At 66.7% G+C, this 15,175-nt stretch carries 16 protein-coding genes; 12 read left to right on the top strand and 4 right to left on the bottom strand.

Annotated features, from left to right (window positions below; all coding sequences use genetic code 11):
- Nucleotides 1-11: 11 nt before the first annotated feature.
- Nucleotides 12-788: an acyl-[acyl-carrier-protein] thioesterase gene (locus DBO33_RS38840; RefSeq protein WP_186818791.1), complete on the bottom strand. Its 777-nt coding sequence runs from the start codon at nt 786-788 to the stop codon at nt 12-14.
- Nucleotides 789-1,099: 311 nt separating this feature from the next.
- On the opposite strand from DBO33_RS38840, the gene DBO33_RS38835 reads away from it, so the two are divergent.
- Genes DBO33_RS38835 through DBO33_RS38825 form a run of 3 tightly spaced genes read left to right on the top strand, consistent with a single transcriptional unit; the run spans nt 1,100 to nt 4,646 of the window.
- Nucleotides 1,100-1,492 carry a protein kinase family protein gene (locus tag DBO33_RS38835; RefSeq protein ID WP_159080732.1) on the top strand — a complete coding sequence of 131 codons (393 nt, stop codon included), beginning with the start codon at nt 1,100-1,102 and terminating at the stop codon, nt 1,490-1,492.
- Nucleotides 1,492-3,432, top strand: coding sequence for a serine/threonine-protein kinase (locus DBO33_RS38830; RefSeq protein WP_107659468.1), 1,941 nt, complete (start codon nt 1,492-1,494; stop codon nt 3,430-3,432). Before DBO33_RS38835 ends, DBO33_RS38830 begins: the two co-directional genes overlap by 1 nt.
- Complete coding sequence (locus DBO33_RS38825) at nt 3,432-4,646, top strand: DUF7373 family lipoprotein (protein ID WP_159080731.1); 1,215 nt, start codon at nt 3,432-3,434, stop codon at nt 4,644-4,646. Before DBO33_RS38830 ends, DBO33_RS38825 begins: the two co-directional genes overlap by 1 nt.
- A 9-nt stretch (nt 4,647-4,655) precedes the next feature.
- On the opposite strand, the gene DBO33_RS38820 is transcribed toward DBO33_RS38825, so the two are convergent.
- Together DBO33_RS38820 and DBO33_RS38815 are read right to left on the bottom strand one after the other, a co-directional pair.
- Entirely contained in the window at nt 4,656-5,690 is a 1,035-nt protein-coding gene (locus tag DBO33_RS38820) for a lytic transglycosylase domain-containing protein (RefSeq protein WP_234391274.1), read from the bottom strand.
- 83 nt (nt 5,691-5,773) lie between these two features.
- On the bottom strand, nt 5,774-6,097 hold the full coding sequence (locus DBO33_RS38815) for a type VII secretion target (protein WP_107659465.1): 324 nt from the start codon (nt 6,095-6,097) through the stop codon (nt 5,774-5,776).
- Between the two features lie 200 nt (nt 6,098-6,297).
- Here DBO33_RS38815 and DBO33_RS38810 point away from each other — a divergent pair, with 200 nt between their 5' ends.
- Together DBO33_RS38810 and DBO33_RS38805 are read left to right on the top strand one after the other, a co-directional pair.
- A complete protein-coding gene (locus DBO33_RS38810; protein ID WP_107659464.1) occupies nt 6,298-7,272 on the top strand; it encodes an NADPH:quinone oxidoreductase family protein in 975 nt (324 codons plus the stop codon).
- A gap of 13 nt (nt 7,273-7,285) precedes the next feature.
- A complete protein-coding gene (locus DBO33_RS38805; RefSeq protein ID WP_107659463.1) occupies nt 7,286-8,398 on the top strand; it encodes a winged helix DNA-binding domain-containing protein in 1,113 nt (370 codons plus the stop codon).
- Between the two features lie 6 nt (nt 8,399-8,404).
- On the opposite strand, the gene DBO33_RS38800 is transcribed toward DBO33_RS38805, so the two are convergent.
- A complete protein-coding gene (locus tag DBO33_RS38800) occupies nt 8,405-8,929 on the bottom strand; it encodes an Lrp/AsnC family transcriptional regulator (RefSeq protein ID WP_107659462.1) in 525 nt (174 codons plus the stop codon).
- 187 nt (nt 8,930-9,116) lie between these two features.
- On the opposite strand from DBO33_RS38800, the gene hppD reads away from it, so the two are divergent.
- The 7 genes from hppD to fusA all read left to right on the top strand — a co-directional run bounded on the left by hppD (nt 9,117) and on the right by fusA (nt 15,147).
- On the top strand, nt 9,117-10,325 hold the full coding sequence (gene hppD, locus DBO33_RS38795; protein ID WP_107660969.1) for a 4-hydroxyphenylpyruvate dioxygenase: 1,209 nt from the start codon (nt 9,117-9,119) through the stop codon (nt 10,323-10,325).
- A 68-nt stretch (nt 10,326-10,393) separates the two neighbouring features.
- Nucleotides 10,394-10,600 carry a hypothetical protein gene (locus DBO33_RS38790; RefSeq protein WP_107659461.1) on the top strand — a complete coding sequence of 69 codons (207 nt, stop codon included), beginning with the start codon at nt 10,394-10,396 and terminating at the stop codon, nt 10,598-10,600.
- A gap of 96 nt (nt 10,601-10,696) precedes the next feature.
- A complete protein-coding gene (locus DBO33_RS38785) occupies nt 10,697-11,224 on the top strand; it encodes a DUF3558 domain-containing protein (protein ID WP_107659460.1) in 528 nt (175 codons plus the stop codon).
- Nucleotides 11,225-11,238: 14 nt separating this feature from the next.
- Nucleotides 11,239-11,790 (top strand): DUF3558 domain-containing protein, encoded by a 552-nt coding sequence (locus tag DBO33_RS38780; protein ID WP_107659459.1) that lies wholly within the window; start codon nt 11,239-11,241, stop codon nt 11,788-11,790.
- 269 nt (nt 11,791-12,059) lie between these two features.
- Nucleotides 12,060-12,434: a 30S ribosomal protein S12 gene (gene rpsL, locus DBO33_RS38775; RefSeq protein WP_019049359.1), complete on the top strand. Its 375-nt coding sequence runs from the start codon at nt 12,060-12,062 to the stop codon at nt 12,432-12,434.
- A 1-nt stretch (nt 12,435) separates the two neighbouring features.
- On the top strand, nt 12,436-12,906 hold the full coding sequence (gene rpsG, locus DBO33_RS38770; protein WP_040739280.1) for a 30S ribosomal protein S7: 471 nt from the start codon (nt 12,436-12,438) through the stop codon (nt 12,904-12,906).
- A 138-nt stretch (nt 12,907-13,044) separates the two neighbouring features.
- Nucleotides 13,045-15,147 carry an elongation factor G gene (gene fusA, locus DBO33_RS38765; protein WP_107659458.1) on the top strand — a complete coding sequence of 701 codons (2,103 nt, stop codon included), beginning with the start codon at nt 13,045-13,047 and terminating at the stop codon, nt 15,145-15,147.
- Nucleotides 15,148-15,175 lie beyond the last annotated feature (28 nt).

Here is a 15,175-nt window from a genome sequence, read left to right as displayed (position 1 = left end):
CCGGGGCCTGCCTATTCCGGCGGCAGCGGCATGATGCGGACAACGGTCGTGGTGGTGCCACCGACCACGAACCACAGTCGCAGCACCGGCCGCCCGGTGCGATCACCCGGCTCGTAGCGGCTGCGCACGGTCACATGCTGGCGCGCGAGCACCGGCGCGACGTACTCGATGACCGCGCGATGCGGACCGGCGAGCAGCTTCGGGTACTCGACCATGAACTGTTCCACCGCCTGCCAGTAGCAGGCGTTGTTGACGTGGTTGTACTGGTCGATGTCGGTCGCGCGCACCGGAAACGGCATATCGGTGTCGGATTCCGACGGCGTGGCGTCGGTCAGATAAGGCCGCCAGCGCAGCCGGTGTTCCTGGGTCGTCCGGGAGAGATAAGCCAGGCCCTCGTCGCTGATCCGCGCGGGCATCCCGGTCGCCTCGCTGATATTGATCCAGAAACCCTCGGTCTCGATCAGGCCACCGTTCGTGCTGGTCACCCGCACGCGCATATTCGTCCAGCGAGTCGACAGCGCCGAGCACCAGCGCAACAGCTGCACCTCGTCCGGCCACAGGATCGGCCGGATCACGTCGATCACCGTGCGGCGCACGATCCAATTCGGATCGGTGCGGTGAAAGAACGTCTTGTGCAGATTTTCCCAGGCGATGTCTTGCAGGTAGCGGGCGACGGCGTCGAACCGCAGCCGGTCGTAGGGGTCCACATCGCCCGCCCGGATGGGCCACGCCGAAGCAAAGCCCATGCCCTCCTGGGGAAGCGGGGCGAGTGGCTGATCGAGTGACACTGGTGCTCCTCGCGCTGCACGGTGTGCCGCGTTCTTCGTGTGGTGCTGTTGTGAGACGACTTTACGGGGCGTACGTCACACCATCGCGTCGAGTGCGTCCGTTACCAACGGTATCCCCATCGACAACGCTTCTACCAGGCATCATGGGAGACATGAGCGTTTCGGATCTCCCCGCGAAACCGGGCAAACCGGCCGAACGTGCCCTCGCCGCGGCCGACCGGACATTCGCCTGACCCCGCACCCGGCGACATCAGGACGTGACCGACCCGCGCCGGTACGATCCCGAACAGGCACTACAGGGGAGGAACACGGTGAAGCCGCTCGGGCGACACGATCCGCGCACGGCCGGCCGCCACCGGCTGATCGCGGTCATCGGCCAGGGCGCCATGGGCCGGGTGTTGCTCGGCCGTGCACCCGACGGCCGGTTGGTCGCGGTCAAGATGGTCCATCGCCATCTCGCCAAGAACCCGGAGTTCCGTGCTCGCTTCCGGCTCGAGGTGCAAGCCTCCCAACGGGTCACCGGCGCGTACACCGCCGCGGTGATGGAAGCCGAAGCGCCGTGGCTGGTCCGGCCGACCATCGAAGACCGAGGAGAAATGATCGCCGTGACCGCGCGACCGACCGGGCTCGGCAACGCCGAAACAGCCTGTGCCGCTACTGAAGCAGTGCTCGGTAGTGTCGTGGCCCGACTGAGGAGCTTGTGATGGTGACACCGCTCGAGCGCGATGAACCGCAGCAGATCGGCCGATACCGGCTGCTCGGCGAGCTCGGCTCCGGCGGCATGGGGCGGGTGCTGCTCGGCGTCGGCCCGGACGGCCGCCTGGTCGCGATCAAACAGGTGCACCAGCACCTGGTGACCGAGCAGGACTTCCTGCCACGGTTCCGCCGCGAGGTACAGACCTCCATGCAGGTCTCCGGCGCCTTCACCGCCGCGGTGATCGACTTCGACGTCGAGTCGGAAGAACCTTGGCTTGCTTCGGTTTTCGTGCCGGGGGTGCCGTTGGACAAGGCGGTCCAGGACTACGGCCCGCTGACCCCGGAGGAAGTGCACAAGCTGGCGATCGGCCTCGCCTCGGCGCTGCAGGCCATCCATGGCGTCGGTCTCATTCATCGAGATCTGAAGCCCGCCAATGTGATTCTCGCCGAGGACGGCCCGAGGGTCATCGACTTCGGTATCGCCCGAGCGGTCGAGGGCCGATCCGAACTCACCCACACCGGTTCGATCATCGGTTCGCCCGCGTTCATGTCCCCGGAGCAGGCGCAGTCGCTGCCGCTGACTCCGGCGAGCGACATCTTCTCCCTCGGCGCGGTGCTCGCGATGGCGGCAGGCGGCGCCAGTCCCTTCGCGGGCGCCTCGCTGCCGCACACGCTCTACAACATCGTGCACACCGATCCCGACCTGAGCGGCTTGCCGCCCGAGGTCAGGGAATTGGTGGAACCGTGCCTGCGCAAGGACCCGCAGGAACGCCCTACGCCGGCCCAGCTGCTCGACTTCCTCGGCCCGCTGCCGCCGCAGCACAGTCCCTGGTCGACGCAGGTGCACAAGGCGATCGGCGCGCAGGAAGCGGAGATGTCGGCGCTGCTGGCCGACCCGGAGGCCACTCAGTTCGTCGGTGCCGCGCCGGCACCCGCCCCGGCGTCGCACAGCGCCGAATTCGAACAGCGCCTGCAAGCGCTCGTCGAGATCCAACGCGCCGGGGTGTTGCACCGGCGTCGGAAGCGGGTGCTGATCGCGGCCGCGGCCGTGGTGGTCTTGGTTGTCGGCGTCCTGGCCGGCACGGCCATGTTCGGTGGCGAGGACGAGCGACCGGCCGGTCCGGTGGCGAATCCACTTGCCGCGCTGAATCTTACGAAGCTCCGGTCGCTGGATGTCTGCGCCGCCGTCCACGAGCCACTGGTCTCCGCGCTGGGTAATTGGACGACGGAGCCGAACTCCACCCAATGGGGAACGTGCTCGGGCGAGGCGGGCGGGTACCGGTTCGACGTCGACATCAAGCGCACCGAGGGCTATCGGGACAACGGCAAACGTGTTGCGGGAGTGCCGGTCCTGGAGGACGTGACCAGCGGGACCGACAGCTGCGGGCGGGCGCTGTTGCCTGCGACAACGGATCCGCAGTTCGGGATCGTGGTCCGGGTGCAGGGCGCGCAACCCGAGGAAAGGTGCGGCGTCGCCGACGACGCGGCCGCGGAGCTGGCCCGCCGGCTGACCGAACGCGCGCCACAACTTCCGGGCTTGCGCAGCTCACTCGCGCCGCATGATCCGTGCGCCCTGGTCGATTCCAGCGTCGTCAAGCTGAATATCGGCGAGCAGGTCCGCGGCGCTCCGGATCAGCTGCACACCTGCAAGTGGCTCTCGACCGGCACGGTCACCGTCGCGCTGGAACGCTCGAAGGTGCTGGTGCCGACCGAAAAGCCGATCCCGTTCGATCTCGGTGGCGGCAATATCGTCTTCACCGACGAGGCGGACCTGCGATCGCCCACCTGTGAACGTCGCGGTCAGTATCGCGGCATCAACAGCACCGACGCGGAGGTGGTGACCGTGCAGGTGGCGAACCCGACGCTCAACGAGCGTCCCGAATTCAGATGTCTGACAGCGCAATTGGTGCTGCAGAATGTCCTCGACAACCTTCCCCGGGTGAGCTGATGAACTGGAATCCACGCGCGGTCACGGCAATCGTCGTTGTTCTCGCCGCCGTAGTAGGGGCCGGGGGTTGCGCATCGACGGTGCACGGCACCGGCATCTCGTCCGAGATCGACGTGCGTTCGCTGGATACGGGCAAGTTTCCGACCACGCCGGCCAAGGTCCCGGCGCGCCTCGACGATGTCGGGTACGCCCGGCTGGAGGCCGCGCGCATGGCGGATGCGGTCCTGAGTCCGCACGAAGTGGACCCGACATACTCCGCGGGCGCGTCGGCGCTCATGCATACCGATGTCCAGTCGGTGACGCGCTATCTGGCCGAGCCCACGATTCCGGTCTTGCTGAATCACGGCTTCGTCCTCGGTTTCTCGACCGGTTCGGCCGAGGACGTGCTGCCGCTCACCACGGCGGCGGCCGGCAGTCGCCAGCGCGAGGGCCTCACCGTGACGGTGCTGCGTTTGCGGGATGCGGCGGCGGCGAAGGCGGCGGCGGCCGAACTCGACGCGGTGGATTTCGCCCTCAACCCGGAGAACGTCGCGGTCAGCCTGCCGAAGTACCCGGACTCGCGGGCCCATTGGCGTCCGTCGGTTCCGACGCTGGGTAGCACGACCGCGCACGGGATCTACGTGATCAGTGTGCTCGCGGATTCGCGGACCGCGGACATCAATCGACTGGTCGAGGCGACGCAGAAGTATCTCGATGCCGAGGTGGCCGAACTCGACAAGTTCACGCCGACACCGGTCGGAAACTTCAGCACGCTGCACCAGGATCCGGACGGGTTGCTGGCCCGGGTCATGCACGACCAAGGCGTTGTCGCCGGGCCCGATGGGCAGGGCGAGGTGGTGTTGACGCTGCGCGGCTACCTGAATTACGTGCTGGACCAATCGGGTCGGCTGCCGGTGCTGCGCCGCGCGGGGGTCGATCGGGTTGCGGTGGCGCCCAGCGCTTTCGGCTTCCGAACCGCGGACGACGCCGCCGCGGCGCGCTTCGTCGCGGAGTCCGCCGAACTCGGCAACCCGGTGGACCGGCGTGCGGTGGATCCTCCAGCGGATGTGCCCGGCGCGTTGTGCGTGCAGGACTATGTCGCGCCGAAGGAAGCGCAGTTCCGCTGCTTTGTCGCGTACCGCAGATACGTGGCACTGGTGCTCGGCGCCCGACTATGGGAAACGCAGCAACGGGCGGCCGCGCAATACGCGGTGCTCGCCAATGCCCAGCGATGAGCGGGACCGTCAGTAGCCTCGGTAAGCGCCACCCGATTCGACGGCCACCACGCCGGGCACATTCTTGACCGAGCCGTACGTATCGATCGAATAACGAACGCCGGCGATGATGTTGTCCACCGGATTCCAGATGTCGTCGTGCCCCGGTGCCTTATAGGCGTTGAAGGTGCTGTCGATCGTCTGCATCAGCCCCTTCGACGGGTGCCCCGCCAGCCAGTTACTGTCCCACCGGTTTTCCGCATAGGGGTTACCCGCCGACTCGTGCTGGATGATCATGGCGATGGCCCGCTCATCGATATCCTTGGGGTCGTAACCCATTTCGATGAGTTTCTGTTTCGCCTCCGCGATCCATTTCGCCATATCGCCGCTCGGCAACGGCCCGGTGGGCGCGCTCGAACTCCCCGAATAGCTTCCGCTGTACGGACTGCCGACCGACGACCCCGAATTGCTGTTGTTCCCCATCGCGTAACTCGGTTTGTTCGACGAAGGGCTGCTGCTCACCGGAGTCGCCGCCGCGACGCTGGCCGGCGCCGTATTAACCGGTGGCGCCACATTGGTCGCTGGCTCGCCGAGTCCGCCGAACGCCTGCTCCAATTTGCGCACCGCCGCATCGACCTGTGTCTTCGCCTGGTTGGCAACAGTTTCCGCGGTCTTCAGCGCATTGGTCAGTTCCCAGGTCCGAGTAGCCGCCTGCAGCGACTCCTGGAAAATCAGTCCCTCTAGGTTCGCCTTGTCCGAATGCTCGCGCAAAGCCGCGATCCGGGTCGTCGCGTTGACGGTGCCATTAGGCTCCACATCGAAGGGCGGTGCCTGATTGACGGCGTCGTCGCGCAGTTGCAGCACCTTGGTTTTCGCTTCGACCAGGTTCGCAGTCTGAGAAGTGAAGGCTGTCTTCAATTCCAGCAGTGCGGCGCTGACCGGTGAGGCCTTGGTCTTCTCGGTGTCCATGCGCGCGTTCGCGGCGGCCCCGGCCGTTCCGGACCACTTCTTGCCGTCCTCCAGCGATTTCGTCGCGCTGGCTCCCTTGCCGACGGCGGCATCCAACCCTTGCGAGACGGTCCCCGCGTGTTCGCCTGCGGCGGTGAGCTGTTCGGGTTTCCAGTTCTCGACGTCGGGGATGGTAAGTGTCATGGCAGTCCGATCGCGCGCAGCTTCGCGGTGAAGTCGTCCTCGGCCAGTTCGTATTTCCCGGCGGCGTTGTGCATATTGTCGGCGATGGTGGTCAGCCGATTGCCGATCCGTTGCAGGCAGCGGTTCACCACATCGTTCGCTTGCTGTGCGGCGGTACCGAATTCGGTGCCGGGTAGCGCCGTGGCCGCGGCGGTGAACGCGCCGCCCGCGTTGAGTCCGGTCACCTCGCCCGCTTCGGTGCCGAGGGTTTGCGCGAAGGATCGCAGTGCGTCCGGATCGACCTGCACGCTCGTCGACGATGGTTGATTGCGCTCGACCATGAGTCCCCCTTCACGCCCGACCATAGGTCGCGGTCAGCATAGCAAAACGGGGTCCGCGGAACAGGGGCGTCGAGCAGGTCGCGGCGGTCACGCACGGCGAGACAACGAGGCAGGGTGCGCACGGCGCGGCGACGCGGGTTACGTTGATCACGGCGGCGCCGGCGCGGACGAGGCCGGTGCCACGACAGAGAGGTCGGCAGATGCGCGCAGCCCAGGTCAGCAAGCTGGAGGGACCGGAGTCGGTCGAGATCGTGGACATCCCGGAGCCCAAGTCGTATCCGGGTGGCGTGGTGATCGACGTGCACGCCGCCGGTGTCGCGTTCCCGGACGTGCTGATGTCGCGCGGGCTGTACCAGATGAAGCCGGAACTGCCGTTCGTGGTGGGCGGCGAGGTCGCGGGCATCGTGCGCGAAGCGCCGGCCGACGCGCACGTCAAGGCCGGCGACCGGGTGGTCGCGCTGACGTTGCTCGGCAACGCCATGGCCGAGACCGCTGTCGCGCCCGCGCAGATGGTGTTCCCGTTGCCCGACAACGTCTCCCTGGAGTCCGGGGCAGGCATCTTGTTCAACGATCTGACCGTGCACTTCTGCCTGCGTAACCGCGGCAGGCTCGCCGCAGGCGAGACGGTGCTGGTGCACGGCGCCGCGGGCGGCATCGGCACCTCGACGCTGCGCATGGCCACCGCGCTCGGCGCGGGCCGGGTGATCGCGGTGGTCAGCACCGAGGCGAAGGCGGAGGTGGCCCGCGCGAACGGCGCCACCGATGTGGTGCTGGCCGAGGGCTGGCTCGCGGCGGTCAAGGAACTGACCGGCGGTCGCGGTGTGGATATCGTGCTCGACCCGGTCGGCGGCGACCGTTTCACCGATAGCATCCGTTCGCTCGCGTCGGCGGGCCGCCTGCTGGTGGTCGGCTTCACCGCGGGTGAGATCCCCACGGTGAAGGTGAACCGGCTGCTGCTGAAGAACGTCGAGGTGATCGGCGCGGCCTGGGGCGAATGGGTGATGACGCACCCCGGCTACCTGTCCGAGCAGTGGGCCGAGGTGGCGCCGCTGCTGGCCGCGGGCAAGATCGCCGCGCCCGAGCCGGTGCTCTACCCGCTGGACCGCGCGGCCGAGGCGATCGCCTCGCTGGAGAACCGGACGGCGACCGGCAAGGTTGTGGTCACGCTGCGCTGAGGCGAAGCGAAGCATGATGCTCTCCGACCGGATACTGAACCGCACGCTGCTCGCCCGCCAGCATCTGCTGGCACGCTCGCAGCTCACCGTGCACGAGATGTGCGACCACCTCGTCGGTCTGCAAGCGCAGGACTCGCCGCCGCCGTTCGTCGCATTGTGGAGTCGCATAGCGGATTTCGATCCCGCGACAGTGTCCGATGCACTGGAGGACCGCTCACTGGTCCGAATCACCTTGATGCGCGGCACTATTCACATGGTTACCCCGCCGGACGCGCTCCGGATCGCGCCACTCATGCAGCCGGAGCACGAAAAGATCCCCTTCCGAAAGGGTTTCAACTACGGTGCGCTGGTCGGCCTTGACCCCGACGAGGTGCGCGCGCACGGCGAACGGGTGCTCGGCGACGAGCCGATGTCCGCCGCCGACCTGCGACTGCACGCCGCCGAGTGCTACCCGGACCGCAACCCGGCCATGGTCGCGCAGGCCTGGCTCATTCTGCTGCCGGTGCTGCAGACCCCGCCGCGCGGCAAGTGGAAGGACAGCAGCAGGCCGGTCTGGTCCCGGATCGAGCCGTGGCTCGGCGCACCGCTCGACCCCAACTATCCGTTGGCGGAGTTGCTGCTTCGGTACCTGCGCGCCTTCGGCCCGGCGTCCACCATGGACATGCAGACCTGGTCGAAGCTGCTCGGCATGAAGCAGGCGATCGCCCAGCTCGGCGACCGCGTGCGCACCTACACCGACGAGCGCGGCCGCACGCTCTACGACGCCGCCGACGCCGAACTCGCCGATCCGGAGCTCCCGGCGCCGGTGCGCTTGCTCGGCTGGTACGACAATGCCCTTCTCTCGCACCAGGATCGGAGCAGGATCGTGCCGGACGGCGCGGCGCCGCCGCTGCGCGCCTTCGCCGCCGCGGTCGCCCCGGTACTGGTCGACGGCTTCCTCGCCGGTCTCTACAAGATCTTTCCGGAGTCCGGTACGGCGCGGCTGCGGATCAGCCCCACTCGCAAGTGGACGAAGGCCGAGCGCGCCGCGGTGGAAGCCGAATCGTTTGCCCTGCTCGCCTTTCTGGAGGCGGACAAGGAACCGCGGGTGGAGATCCTGGAGGTGGGCGCCGACGTGCGGCCCTGAGCTCCGCTACCGTTCGTGCGCCGCGCGATACGCCGGCGCCTTCGTGCCGCCCGCCGGATCGAGGGTGCGCAAGAGCGGCAGGGTGCGGAACGGCACCACGGTCGACAACACGATGACGCTGTGCGACCGCACCACCGACGAGGTCCGGTCGATGCTCAGCAGCACCGCTTGCAGTCCTGCGTGCGAGTCGGCGCCGATCCGGCACCACACATCGCCGGAACCGGTGGTCGCGTAGGCCTCCAAAACCCCTGGGATCATGTCGAGTTCGGCGGCGACCGAGTCCAGCGCCCCCTGCGCGATCTCCAGCGTGACGAACGCCTGCACGTCGAAACCCGCTGCGGTAACGTCGATCTGCGGGTCGTAGGAGGCGATGACGCCGGATTCCTCCATCCGCCCGATCCTGGACTGCACCGTAGCCCTGGCCACCCGGGTCCGGCGGGACAGCTCGAGGATGCCCGCCTTCTGGTATTCATGCATCGCGGTCAGGATCGCGAGATCGAGTTCGTCCAGTTTCGCCGGCGTGCGTGACATTGGCGGCCTCCGTTCCGAGCACAGGCTGGCCTTCCAGCCTTGGATAGCACCAGCCAGCTGATGCTATTCAAATTGTCCAGCATTTCGGGGCACTTCCTAGCCGGATTCGCCAGAGTGTCTAACGAAAATCGCCGCTGTTGCCTAACCGGCGACCCTGACGATTACTTGGTGCATGACCATCGAGCAGATGCCGAATGCCCGGTCCAGCACGGCACAGAGCCAGTCCGGCACCGCCCCCACCGACGGTGAGCTGCGCAAGCTCGTCGGACTCGTGGACCACGACACCAGTGTCGACAACTTTCCCGTCATCGGCTGGGATGCCCTGGTCTGGGTTGTCGGTAACGCGACCCAGACCGCGCATTACCTGGAGTCCGCCTTCGGTATGCGACTGGAGGCGTATTCGGGTCCCGAGACCGGTAACCGCGACCACAAGGCGTTCGTGCTGCGCAGCGGCGGCGCCCGCTTCGTGGTCAAGGGCGCGGTCGACCCGGACAGCCCGCTCGTCGCCCATCACGACCGGCACGGCGACGGTGTCGTCGACATCGCGCTCGAGGTGCCGGACGTGGACCGCTGCGTCGAGTGGGCGCGCACCCACGGCGCCACCGTGCTCGTCGAACCGCACGACGAGACAGACGAATTCGGCACCGTCCGGTCCGCCGCCCTGGCCACCTACGGCGAAACCAGGCACACCCTGGTGGACCGTTCCGGCTATAACGGGCCGTACCTGCCCGGCTACGTCGCGCGCCGAGCCGGCTACCAGCCGCGCGAGGGCGCGCCGAACCGGCTGTTCCAGGCGATCGACCACGTCGTCGGAAACGTGGAGCTCGGCCAGATGGACGAGTGGGTCGAGTTCTACCGCCGCGTCATGGGTTTCACGAACATGGCCGAGTTCGTCGGTGACGACATCGCCACCGAGTACTCGGCGCTGATGAGCAAGGTCGTCGCCAACGGCAACCACCGGGTGAAGTTCCCGCTCAACGAGCCCGCGGTCAGCAAGAAGAAGTCGCAGATCGACGAGTACCTCGAGTTCTACCGCGGCCCCGGCGTCCAGCACATCGCGCTCGCCACCGGCGACATCCTGGCCTGTGTCGACGCGCTGCGCCGCGAAGGCGTCGAGTTCCTGGACGCGCCCGACTCCTATTACGAGGACCCGGAACTGCGCGCCCGGATCGGTCGCGTCCGCGTCCCGGTCGAGGAACTGCAGCGCCGCGGCATCCTGGTCGACCGCGACGAGGACGGCTATCTGCTGCAGATCTTCACCAAGCCGATCACCGACCGCCCCACCGTCTTCTTCGAGCTGATCGAGCGGCACGGCTCGCTCGGCTTCGGCAAGGGCAACTTCAAGGCGCTCTTCCAGGCGATCGAACGCGAACAGGAGGCCCGCGGCAATCTGTGATCGGTTGTGGCCCTGAGCATCCGGCAGTACGCTCCGTGGACTCGCCGGATGCTTAAGGGGCCGCCGCAGTGCTCGACAGATCCGCCGCCGCGTTCTCCTTGGCCGTCGCCCTCGCTCTCGGCACCGACGCCACCTCCCGCGCCGAACCCACGCCCACCTATTACCCCTCTCTCGACGCCTGCCTCGGCGCCATGTCGAGATACAAGACGGGTCCGGCGCAGTGCACCTACATCGATTCGATGGGTGCTTACGAACTGCGCGTCCCGCACGAGTAGCGGGTAGGGCAGGTGCCGGCTCGCCGACGCCTGAGGTCAGCCGGGCCGGTCGGCCGAGCAGGTCGCCGACACCGTCGCGCCGGTAGAGTCTCAGGCATGCGGATCAAGTCGGCGATCGTCACGGGCACGGTCTTCGCGCTGTTGCTGTCCGCGTGCGGATCGCGCGGCGACTCGGATACTTCGAACACTCCGTTGCGGCCGCCGCCGAAGGTCGCCACGCTCGGCCCGTTCGTCGGCGAGTGCGGGCATGCCACCGACGACGAGGTGCGGGATCTCGCGGGGCTCGGTCAGATCTCCCAGGCGCTGAAGAATTCGGTCGGCTGCAATTGGCAGTCCGCCGGATTGGGTTCGCCCAGCGTCACTTTCGCGTCGTACCGGGGCAGCCCGATCGACCGCGAGAAGGCGTGGGTGACCACGCAGGGGCGGACCACCCAGGCGATCGAGGTCGGTGGGCGCACCGGCTGGCAGGCGCTCGAGCCGGACAGCAAGGTCTGCGATCTCGCCGTGCAGCTCGACGACGACTTCTTCGAATGGTCGATGTCCTACGGCATGTTCGCGCCGGACGGCAACCCGTGCGACCGGATGCACAAGCTGGCGGAGCTGACCGTGCGGCGGCTGAAGTGAGGGGGAGGACGGCAATGCAGTTGCGTCGCGCGCGCGCCATACTCACCGCGGCCGCCGTGTCGGCCCTCGCGGTGACCGTCGCCGGTTGCGGTCAGACGGTGAGCGGTTCGGCACATCCCGCCGGTTCGGGGACCGGGGAATCGGTGAACACCAACTTCGACAAGCTGTTGCGCGAATGCGACATCGTCTCGCTGAACCAGGTCGGCGACGCGGTGAGCCAGGGCGCCATGGCGATGCAGTCCTTCTACGGCGCGGTCTGCATGTGGGACGTGCAGGGTTCGAGCAGCGCCATGGTCACCCTGAACTGGTACGAGATCGGCTCGCTGAACAACGAGAAGACCACCAACGACAAGTTGGGTTACCTGACCAACAACATCACCGTGCAGGGGCGGCGCGGGCTGGAGACGCGGCGGCCGAACGATCCGGACTCCTGTGGCGTCAGTGCGGGGGCCGCGGATCAGGGTGTGATCGGCTTCTGGATCAACTATCGGCCCGGCTCGGCGCATCCGGATCCGTGCGCGGGCGCCAAGAAACTCGTAGAGTTGACGCTGAACCTGGCCAGGTAGCGGGGTCTGCAGCCACCCCGCTTTGACCCTGTGTCGCGACCACGAGTATCGTGGATCGCTGTGCCCGGAAGCATACGGGCAAGTTCGTGCGTGACCGTAGGCCAGCGAAAGCGGCTGACACCTCCAGCGTGCCCGCATTTCGGGCCCTACACCGCGCGCGACACGCCCGACCTCGGGGCACGTGAAACGTGGCCGGACGTGCGAGTGAAAGCTCGATGACAAAGACATGAAGTTCCAGACACCGCGTAACTAATAAGGAAAGCCGGTCTATGCCAACCATCAACCAGCTGGTCCGCAAGGGTCGCCGCGACAAGGTCTCCAAGACGAAGACCGCGGCGCTCAAGGGCAGCCCGCAGCGTCGTGGCGTGTGCACTCGCGTGTACACCACGACCCCGAAGAAGCCGAACTCCGCGCTGCGTAAGGTCGCGCGCGTTCGCCTGACCAGCGCGGTCGAGGTCACGGCCTACATCCCGGGCGAGGGCCACAACCTGCAGGAGCACTCGATGGTGCTCGTTCGTGGCGGCCGTGTGAAGGACCTTCCCGGTGTGCGTTACAAGATCATCCGTGGCTCGCTCGACACCCAGGGTGTGAAGAACCGCAAGCAGGCCCGCAGCCGTTACGGCGCCAAGAAGGAGAAGAGCTGATATGCCACGCAAGGGCCCCGCACCCAAGCGTCCGCTGATCAACGACCCGGTCTACGGGTCCCCGCTGGTCACTCAGCTGGTCAACAAGATCCTGCTGGACGGCAAGAAGTCCACGGCCGAGCGCATCGTCTACGGCGCGCTGGAGCAGGCGCGCGAGAAGACCGGCACCGATCCGGTCGTCACCCTCAAGCGCGCGCTGGACAACGTCAAGCCTGCCCTCGAGGTCAAGCCCCGCCGCGTCGGTGGTGCCACCTACCAGGTGCCCGTCGAGGTTCGTCCGGGCCGTTCCAACACGCTGGCCCTGCGCTGGCTGGTCAACTACTCCCGCGCTCGCCGCGAGAAGACCATGGTCGAGCGTCTGGCCAATGAGCTCCTCGATGCCAGCAACGGCCTCGGTGCTTCGGTGAAGCGCCGCGAGGACACCCACAAGATGGCCGAGTCGAACCGGGCCTTCGCGCACTACCGCTGGTGACGTCTGCCCGGCCCATCGTCTGGGGTCGGGAGGCACACTGTCGGCGCGGCACCAACCTGCCGCTTCCGGCGTTGACATAGAGACGACCACAGGGTCGTCCCCGAAAATCCCATCTAGCTACGAGCGGGGAAGATTTCCGTGGCACAGGACGTGCTCACCGACCTGAACAAGGTCCGCAACATCGGCATCATGGCCCACATTGATGCGGGCAAGACGACCACAACCGAACGCATCCTCTTCTACACCGGCATCACCTACAAGATCGGTGAGGTTCATGATGGCGCGGCCACCATGGACTGGATGGAGCAGGAGCAGGAGCGTGGTATCACCATCACCTCCGCGGCTACCACGTGCTTCTGGAACGACAACCAGATCAACATCATCGACACCCCCGGGCACGTCGACTTCACCGTCGAGGTGGAGCGGTCGCTGCGCGTGCTCGACGGCGCCGTTGCGGTGTTCGACGGCAAGGAAGGTGTCGAGCCGCAGTCCGAGCAGGTGTGGCGTCAGGCCGACAAGTACGACGTGCCGCGAATCTGCTTCGTCAACAAGATGGACAAGCTCGGCGCGGACTTCTACTTCACCGTGCAGACCATCAAGGACCGCCTCGGTGCCAAGCCGCTGGTCATCCAGCTGCCGATCGGCGCTGAGGACACCTTCGAGGGCATCGTCGACCTGGTCGAGAACAATGCCAAGGTCTGGCGGGGCGAGACCAAGCTCGGCGAAGAGTACGAGGTCGTCGAGATCCCGGAGGACCTGAAAGAGCGGGCCGAGCAGTACCGTCAGGAACTGCTGGAGACCGTCGCGGAGTCCGACGAGGCGCTGCTGGAGAAGTTCTTCGGCGGCGAGGAGCTCTCGCTCGAGGAGATCAAGGGCGCGATCCGCAAGCTCACGGTCAACTCCGAGATCTACCCGGTGCTCTGTGGCTCGGCGTTCAAGAACAAGGGCGTTCAGCCCATGCTCGACGCGGTCATCGACTACCTGCCCTCGCCGCTGGACGTGGAGGCCACCACCGGCCACGTGCCCGGCAAGGAAGAGGAGCTGCTGACCCGCAAGCCGAGCGCCGACGAGCCGTTCGCGGCCCTGGCGTTCAAGATCGCGGTGCACCCCTTCTTCGGCAAGCTGACCTACGTCCGGGTGTACTCCGGCAAGGTCGACTCCGGCGCCCAGGTCATCAACTCGACCAAGGGCAAGAAGGAGCGTCTGGGCAAGCTGTTCCAGATGCACTCCAACAAGGAGAACCCGGTTCCGGCCGCCTCGGCAGGTCACATCTACGCGGTGATCGGCCTCAAGGACACCACCACCGGTGACACCCTGTGCGATCCGCAGAACCAGATCGTGCTCGAGTCCATGACCTTCCCGGACCCGGTCATCGAGGTCTCCATCGAGCCGAAGACCAAGTCCGACCAGGAGAAGCTGGGCACCGCGATCCAGCGTCTCTCGGAAGAGGACCCGACCTTCTCGGTCAAGCTCGACCAGGAGACCGGCCAGACCGTCATCGGCGGCATGGGCGAGCTCCACCTCGACATCCTCGTCGACCGCATGCGTCGCGAGTTCAAGGTCGAGGCGAACGTCGGCAAGCCGCAGGTGGCCTACCGCGAGACGATCACCAAGAAGGTCGAGAAGCTCGAGTTCACCCACAAGAAGCAGACCGGTGGCTCCGGCCAGTTCGCGAAGGTCATCATCGCCCTCGAGCCGTTCATCGGCGAGGACGGCGCGACCTACGAGTTCGAGAACAAGGTCTCCGGTGGCCGCGTGCCGCGCGAGTACATCCCTTCGGTGGACGCCGGTGCGCAGGATGCCATGCAGTACGGTGTGCTCGCGGGCTACCCGCTGGTGAACCTGAAGGTCGTTCTGCTCGACGGCGCGTACCACGACGTCGACTCGTCGGAAATGGCCTTCAAGATCGCCGGCTCGCAGGCCCTGAAGGAAGCGGCCCGTAAGGCCGGTCCGGTGATCCTCGAGCCGCTGATGGCGGTCGAGGTCATCACGCCCGAGGAGTACATGGGCGATGTGATCGGCGACCTGAATTCCCGCCGTGGCCAGATCCAGGCCATGGAGGAACGCAGTGGTGCCCGTGTCGTCAAGGCGCTGGTTCCGCTCTCGGAGATGTTCGGTTACATCGGTGACCTGCGGTCGAAGACCCAGGGCCGAGCGAACTACTCCATGGTGTTCGACTCGTACGCGGAGGTTCCGGCCAACGTGTCGAAGGAGATCATCGCCAAGGCGACCGGCGAGTAACAACACCGGCGGAGCAAGTGCAAGACTT

This window comes from Nocardia suismassiliense (genome assembly GCF_900269665.1).
Lineage (GTDB): Bacteria > Actinomycetota > Actinomycetes > Mycobacteriales > Mycobacteriaceae > Nocardia > Nocardia suismassiliense.
Note: the sequence above shows the minus strand (reverse complement) of the source record. Positions and strands in the feature narration are given on the sequence as shown.